General features: G+C 47.6%; 5 protein-coding genes. 4 read left to right on the top strand and 1 reads right to left on the bottom strand.

Annotated features, from left to right (window positions below; all coding sequences use genetic code 11):
* The 4 genes from terL to HMPREF1154_RS12075 form a co-directional block, all read left to right on the top strand.
* Positions 1 to 544 (top strand): phage terminase large subunit (gene terL, locus HMPREF1154_RS12090; RefSeq protein WP_009642875.1); only part of this gene is annotated, 544 nt, incomplete at its 5' end.
* A 112-nt stretch (positions 545 to 656) separates the two neighbouring features.
* Complete coding sequence (locus HMPREF1154_RS12085; RefSeq protein ID WP_034567495.1) at positions 657 to 986, top strand: DUF6660 family protein; 330 nt, start codon at positions 657 to 659, stop codon at positions 984 to 986.
* Between the two features lie 425 nt (positions 987 to 1,411).
* Positions 1,412 to 5,746, top strand: coding sequence for a CusA/CzcA family heavy metal efflux RND transporter (locus HMPREF1154_RS12080; protein WP_009642884.1), 4,335 nt, complete (start codon positions 1,412 to 1,414; stop codon positions 5,744 to 5,746).
* Positions 5,747 to 5,750: 4 nt separating this feature from the next.
* Entirely contained in the window at positions 5,751 to 6,935 is a 1,185-nt protein-coding gene (locus tag HMPREF1154_RS12075; protein WP_009642889.1) for an efflux RND transporter periplasmic adaptor subunit, read from the top strand.
* On the opposite strand, the gene HMPREF1154_RS12070 is transcribed toward HMPREF1154_RS12075, so the two are convergent.
* The gene (locus HMPREF1154_RS12070; protein WP_009642882.1) at positions 6,932 to 7,714 is read right to left on the bottom strand and encodes an ADP-ribosylglycohydrolase family protein; all 783 of its coding nucleotides are present in this window, start codon (positions 7,712 to 7,714) and stop codon (positions 6,932 to 6,934) included. The two genes, HMPREF1154_RS12075 and HMPREF1154_RS12070, sit on opposite strands and share 4 nt — an antisense overlap.
* Positions 7,715 to 7,795 lie beyond the last annotated feature (81 nt).

Here is a 7,795-nt window from a genome sequence, read left to right as displayed (position 1 = left end):
ATTTACTTGTTATACCGACTTGCCTTCTCGTTCCTACTCGGTAGCGTATATAGACGCGGCTGATAGTGGGGCGGATTACCTATGTGCTTTATTTTATAAGGAGGCAGAGGACGGCAATTACATTACCGATGTACTCTATACCAAAGACCCTATGGAGGTTACGGAAACCACACTTACTTATATGTTGCAGCAACACCAAGTAGAGCGCTGTCATATCGAGAGCAACAACGGCGGAAATTTGTTTGTCAGCAACCTGCAACAACGTTCGTGGGACACAGGCAACCGACTAACGCGCTTTAATCCTTTTCATCAGAATCAGAACAAGACCGCAAGGATTTTTGCGGCCTCGGCCTCTGTGCAGAAGCTGATTAAAATGCCTTTGGACTGGAAAAAGCGCTTCCCGAAGTTTGCCCGCGACCTCACGGGTTACCTTCGCGTAGGTACCAACGCCCATGACGATGCCCCTGATGCCCTCACTGGCTCCATAGAGTGTCGCCAGCCCCCCAAGAGAGTCAGCGTCGCGGAGATGTTTGGAAGGATTTAAGCGAATAGTGAAAAGTGAATAGTGAAAAATGCTATTCAGGCGCTCACTCTTCACTTTTCACTCTTCACTTTTCACTGGTCATTTGTCATTATTTTTTCGTATTTTTGCCCCCATGAAGTACCTCTCTCTTTTATTAAGCATATACCTATGGGCGCTCACGGCAGTGCCCTGCTCCGATATGCCTAATACAGAGCAAGATAATGTACGCTATTCCACTATAAGCCAAGCAGATACCTCTTCAGAGCACGAACACTCTCATTCGGATATATGTTCGCCTTTCTGTGTATGTGCCTGCTGCCAAGTGCTTATTGTTTTTCCTTTTTCACCTACTTTTACCCTACAAGTCCCTATCACAAACGTAGATATGGACTATAATACTCACTACACCTACAAAAAGGTAATGGCCTATTATGGCGCTATTTGGACACCTCCTAAGGTATAACCCATATCCCTCCTGATAAAAACAATCCGTGTAAATCTCACAGGAGAAATTTTTTAGTATTTGTGTAGATAACCATACTTTGGAGGGACATTTATTACTATTCATTAAGTTTCTCAGGTTCTGTAACCTATTGATATTCAAAACCTCCCCCTTGCCCCCCTCCGAGAGGGGGAATGAGATAGTTTATGATTCTCAAGAAGTTATAAAGAGAACATTTTCCAGATTGATAGACAATTTTTATCTTTTTCAACGAATTTTCACATACTCTCCTCCAAGTATTCGGAGACTTTCCCTCTCGGAGGGGATAGCCAGCAAGTGCCCACAGCTGGGTATGTGATGGAATGTTTTGAGAATCAGTAAATTACAAAGTTTGTGAAACTTAAATCATTAACCATTAATCATTAACCATTAATCATTATTATAAGGTGTTAGATAAAATCATTCTTTTCAGTATCAGAAACAAGATTTTTGTAGCCCTGATGACCCTCGTTCTTATCCTATGGGGCGTATGGAGTGCTACAAAACTCCCTATAGATGCCGTACCCGATATTACCAACAATCAGGTTCAGATTATCACCTCCACCCCTACCCTAGCCTCACAGGAGGTAGAACAACTCGTTACCTTCCCTATTGAGCAGGCCATTGCCAATATCCCTGGACTGGAGGAGACTCGTAGTATTTCCCGCTTTGGTCTCTCGGTCATTACGGCCGTCTTTACAGAGGATATGGACATCTATTTTGCTCGTCAGTTGGTCAGTGAGAAACTCAAGGAAGCCCAAGAGCAAATTCCCGCTGGCATAGGCACCCCCGAACTCTCCCCCGTGAGTACAGGACTGGGCGAGGTATATCAGTATATCATTCGGCCTACCAAGGAGAGCAAGAACAAATATTCAGCCAAAGACCTCCGCACCATGCAGGACTGGATCGTCGCTCGCCAGCTCTATGGTACCAAGGGCATAGCCGAAATCAATAGCTTCGGGGGCGAACTCAAGCAGTACGAGGTAGTTATCGACCCCAACCGTCTCCGTGCCATGGGTGTGAGTGTCAGTGATATCTTCACTGCCTTGGAGCAGAATAACCAAAACACGGGTGGTGCTTATATTGACAAGCGCCCCAATGCCTACTTTATCCGTGGAATAGGTGTGGCTACCTCCCTCATGGATGTGGGCAATATTGCCATTGGCAAGCACAACCCTCCACTTTTTATTAAGGATGTTGCCGAACTACGCTTAGGCAGTGCTATTCGCTATGGAGCGCTAACCTACAATGGCGAGGTGGATGCCGTCGGCGGAGTGGTCATGATGCTCAAGGGCGAAAACAGCCACCAGGTAGTTAGCCGTATCAAGGAAAAACTCCCAACCATACAGCAGTCTCTCCCTGAAGATATCGTCATTGAACCTTTCTTAGACCGCACCGACTTGGTACAGCGGGCAATCCATACGGTAGAGAAAAACCTCTTAGAAGGTGCCCTGATTGTCATCTTTGTCTTGGTGCTTTTCTTGGGCAACCTGCGTGCAGGGCTGATTGTGGCCACTGCCATTCCGCTCTCTCTACTCTTTGCCTTGGGCATGATGCAGCTCTTTGGAGTAAGTGCCAACCTGATGAGCTTGGGCGCCATAGACTTCGGTATCATTGTAGATGGTTCGGTCATCGTGGTAGAGGCCGTCATGCATCATCTATCTTTGCGAAAAAACACCACAAGGCTCACTCAAGCGCAAATGGACGAGGAGGTCTATCACTCTGCTTCTAAGATACGCAGCAGTGCTGCCTTTGGCGAGATTATTATCCTTATGGTGTATATCCCTATCCTTACCTTGGTCGGAGTGGAGGGCAAGATGTTCCGCCCTATGGCCGAGACGGTGGTTTTTGCTATCTTAGGAGCTTTGCTGCTCTCCCTGACTTATATTCCTGCCATGAGTGCTTGGCTCTTGCCGAAACAGCAGCACCACAAGCGCACTTTCTCTGACAGAATGATCGCCTGGCTTAACAGCCATTACCAACCGCTTTTCTCACGCTCTATCCGCCTAAGAGGTTGGGTAATAGGCAGTACAGTAGGACTATTTTTGCTTTCGGCTGGTATTTTTAGCCGTATGGGAGGCGAGTTTATCCCTCAGTTGCAGGAAGGTGATTTTGCCTTCCACTGTATCCTGCCACAAGGAACATCGCTCAGCCAGAGCTTGGAGACTTCTATGCAGGCCTCTCGCCTCATTCGTGAGTTTCAGGAAGTCAAAATGGTTATCGGGAAAACGGGCTCTGCCGAAGTGCCTACCGACCCTATGCCCTTAGAAACGTCCGACTTAATAATTGTACTCAAGCCACAGAACGAATGGAAAAGTGGTCGCTCTTTTGACCAGCTGGGCGACGCTATTATTGAGCGCCTTAAGGATATACCTGGGGTCTTCTTTGAGAAAAACCAACCTATTCAGATGCGTTTTAACGAACTAATGACAGGTATCAGACAAGATGTGGCAGTCAAGATCTTCGGGGAGAATATGGATACCCTCGCCCTCTATGCCCAGAAGGTAAGCCAACTGATCCAGAAAGTAGAGGGGGCTACCTCCCCACAAGTGGAAAAGGTAACAGGCCTTCCCCAGATTAGCGTTACTTACGATCGCATACGCTTGGCCAACTATGGACTTTCCGTTCAGCAGGTCAATGAGGTGCTTAGCACAGCCTTTGCTGGTAAGAGTGCGGGAGTGATCTTTGAGAACGAACGCCGTTTTGACCTAGTGGTACGCCTCGATAGCCTCTACCGTACAGGAATTGACGATGTGCAGAATATGATGGTGGCCACACAGAACGGACAGATTCCCATGAGCCAAATCGCCTCTATTAAGTATGAGTTAGGTCCTGCCCAAATCAGCCGTGAGGCTGGTAAGCGTCGTATCGTCATAGGGTTCAATGTGCAAGGACGTGATGTACAGAGCGTCGTGGGCGATATACAGCAGAAACTCAAGGAGGTCAAGCTCCCCACGGGCTATTACTTTACCTATGGGGGTCAGTTTGAGAACCTCCAACAGGCTACCAATAGGCTCTTGGTGGCCGTTCCCGTGGCCTTGCTGCTCATTTTCTTCTTGCTTTACTTGGCTTTCCACTCGGTGGGACAGGCCTTGCTTATCTTCAGTGCTATTCCTATGAGTGCCATAGGAGGTGTATTGGCCTTGCTCCTTCGGGGAATGCCCTTTAGTATCAGTGCGGGCATTGGCTTTATTGCACTCTTCGGTGTGGCAGTGCTCAACGGGATTGTGCTTATTGGCACTTTTAACTCCCTTAAAAAAGAGGGTATGTCCAACCTGCTACATAGGGTGATTATAGGCACCGAAATGCGGCTGCGTCCAGTGCTAATGACTGCCATGGTAGCCAGCCTTGGCTTCCTACCTATGGCGCTAAGCCAAGGCGCAGGGGCTGAAGTACAACGCCCCTTAGCTACAGTGGTTATCGGGGGGCTGGTATCGGCTACCTTCCTAACACTCTTTGTCTTGCCTTTGCTATATTTGTCCTTTAATAGTACCCTCCGCTGGCCTTGGCGTAAGGCGACCAAAGGACTTGCCTTAGGGGTATTGCTCCTTAGCCCGATTGCCCTACAAGCTCAAAGGCAATATACCATGGCTGAAATAGAGCAAATAGCCCTCAAGAACAATGGAGTGATTAAGGCAGCACAAGCCAAACTCCAAGAGGCAACAGCCAAAGAACATACCGCATGGGAGCTACCAAAAACCGACCTGACCGCACAGTATGGCCAGTATAGCAGTCCCGAAAAAGACCTATCTGTGGCCATCTCGCAGTCTATTCCTTTTCCTACTGTATTTGCCGCTCGCAAAGGCCTCTATCAGGCGGAAACGCAATGGCAAAAAGGACAATTAGCCCTCGAACAGAATGAGCTTCTCAGGCAGGTGCGTACCCAGTACCAGCAATTGCAGTACTTAGCCTTTAAGCAACAGCAGCTCTTGCAGCTCGATAGCCTCTTTAGCGATTTTATCCGCATCGCCAAAGTACGCTTCAAAGCTGGCGATACCAAGAAGATTGATATAAATACCGCTCAGGTGAAAAAAGGGGAAATCACCCTACTGCTTAGGCAAAACCAGTTGGCTCAGCAAGCGGCCTATCGCAATCTATATACCCTTGTTCAAGCTGAAGAGGACTTTCAAGTGGCACAACTAACCGAATACGAACCTTTATTACTAACCGAAGTAGCAAATCCTGAACCCTCTTTGCACCCCTTAGTACATCTGAACTATCTGCAGGCCATCATCGCCATGCGTGCCCAGCACTTAGAGCGTGCGCAGACGTGGCCTGACCTTACACTGGGCTATACCAACCAGTCCCTTATCGGTATGCAGACCATTGGCGGGGTAGAGACCTATGCGGACATTCATAAGCGCTTCCACGCTGTCTCCATTGGACTGTCTCTGCCAATCTTTACTGCTACCCGTAGCAAAGCAAAAGCCTATGAACACCAGAGACAAGCGGCTTTAGAAGAAGCCCACCAAGCGGAAAAGGAGCTTAAAACCCGCTGGGTGAATCTCCAAGAGGAGTACCAGCTGTATGTGCAAAAGTACCAGTTCTACAAAAACGAAGCCCTCCCCGAAGCCGAGCGTATTGTCAAGGCAAACCAACTGGGCTATAGCGCTGGGGAAATCAGCTATGTGGAGTATCTTTACACCCTACAGACTGCTGTAGATACACGCCTGTCTTACTTAGAAAGTATCGAGGCGCTCAACCAAAAAGTAATAGAAATACAATCCCTTCTAAACCAGTAAACAAATGAAAAAATATAGTATAAAAATTGTCTTAACCCTCATAGGCCTTTCCCTATGGAGTTGCCAAAATAATACAACGGCTCATAATCCCTCCCACGAGGAAGAAGCCGAAGAACACCACCACGAAGGGGGAAACCTCACCACCCTAACACAGACTCAAATCGAAACCGTGGATATTCGTCTAGGACATATAGAAGAAAAAGCCCTCAACGCCACCCTCAAGGCCAATGGCGTGCTCAGTGTTCCTGCCGACCATCAGGCCAAGGTCTCTACTGTATATGCAGGTATTATCCAGAGTGTAAAAGTGGAAATAGGCGCTTATGTGCATAAGGGGCAGGTAATTGCTACCGTCTCCAATCCTGATTTCTTGCTCCAGCAACAGCGCTTGCTTACTGTCAATAGCCAAATAGAGCTAGCACAGCAGGAATTGGACAGACAAAAGATACTCTACGAAGGCAATGCAGGTACAGGCAAAAATCTACAAGCTGCCACCACCCAGCTGCGTACCCTACAGACGGAAAAGGCGGCTCTGGAGCAGCAAATACGCCTGATGGGGCTGAATCCGAAAACGCTTTCCGATAAGGGTATGCAATCCACCCTTTCGGTAGTAGCGCCCATTAGTGGGAATATCAGCGCTGTCTATGCTGTCAATGGTGCCTATGTAGATGCTTCCACCCCCATAGTGGAGATGATTGATAACAGCTCCCTGCATCTACACCTGCAAGTCTATGAGCGTGACCTGCCGTATATCAAGGAAGGACAACAAGTGCACTTTAACCCTACCAACGACACCTCCCATGAGTACGATGCTCAGGTGTACAACATCGCCGCTTCCTTTGAGAACGAAAGCAAGAGCATCATCGTGCATTGCCATGTAGAGGGCGACAAGCAAGGACTGATCAATGGCATGAACGTAACAGGCGTTATCAGCCTTGACAAGCAGACGGCTCCTGCTGTACCCAATGAGGCTATAGTGGAGGACGCAGGCAAGTCTTATATTTTCTTAGTAACCCATACCTCGGACAAGGAAACTTCTTTTGAAAAAGTAGAAATTGTCAAGGGAGCTTCCGAAAGTGGCTATACAGCCATCGCTCCCGTCAAGCCCCTTGACCCCAAGCAGCTTATCGCTACCCGTGGTGCTTTCTTTATCAACGCCACCTTAGTCAATGCAGGCGAGCACAGCCATTAAGGCAGTTGACCTATAGAAAATGTTTGCTGAAATCTCCTCACCACTACCTTAAACTCTTCCGTTAGGTAGCTGAGGGCTTTCTGCTCTATCTCTTTAGGTATACCATAATAAGCCTCGGCTATACTGCCTGTAATAGCGGCAAGGGTATCACTGTCGCCCCCTATGGAGATAGACAAGCGTATAGCACTCTCAAAATCATGGCTTTCTAAAAAACAGGTAATAGCTTGAGGAACTGTACCTTGGCAGGTTTCGTTGAAGTAATAGCTCTCCCGTAGGGCAGCACAATTGATGGAGAGGTCGTAGCCATAGGTTTCGGTAGCAATTTGTTTGATTGCATCCTTTCCACTACCGTTGAGTGCTAAGGCGATGGCATGGGCTACACACTGGGCGCCCTTGACTCCTTCTGGATGGTTATGAGTACATTCGGCACTAAGGCGAGCTGCCTTGAGCACCTCGCCCAAGCTGCCGAGCCAACCACAAGGAGCTACACGCATGGCCGAACCGTTGCCGAAGCTGTTATACGGCTGTGGATCTGCGCTATGTAGCCATTGGGCAAAGCGTGCACCATACCCCCCCATAGGTGAAGGATATTTCCTACACCAATAGAGCAGACTATCCTTAAAAGGTTTTCCTTCAAGCAGTGCATCGGCTATGGCGATAGTACATATAGTATCATCAGTAAAGTCGTTGTATGGAGTAAACAACTCAAAATCAGTAGTATGTATATTAGCAAACTCATAACGAGAGCCTACAATATCACCTATAATAGCTCCTAACATGTTTAAAAAGTAAAAGAGATAAAAAATAATAAGGTAAAAAGTAAAAATAATTTTACCTCTTACCTTATACTTTTTACCTTT

It is taken from the genome of Capnocytophaga sp. CM59 (genome assembly GCF_000293175.1).
GTDB classification, from domain to species: domain Bacteria; phylum Bacteroidota; class Bacteroidia; order Flavobacteriales; family Flavobacteriaceae; genus Capnocytophaga; species Capnocytophaga granulosa.
The sequence above is the reverse complement of the archived record's forward strand: the minus strand, read 5'-3'. Positions and strand labels throughout refer to the sequence as shown.

Excerpts from the sequence above, each read along its gene's own strand:
- HMPREF1154_RS12070 (WP_009642882.1), bottom strand. The coding sequence starts at position 7,714 with ATGTTAGGAGCTATTATAGGTGATATTGTAGGCTCTCGTTATGAGTTT.
- HMPREF1154_RS12085 (WP_034567495.1), top strand. The coding sequence starts at position 657 with ATGAAGTACCTCTCTCTTTTATTAAGCATATACCTATGGGCGCTCACG.
- HMPREF1154_RS12075 (WP_009642889.1), top strand. The coding sequence starts at position 5,751 with ATGAAAAAATATAGTATAAAAATTGTCTTAACCCTCATAGGCCTTTCC.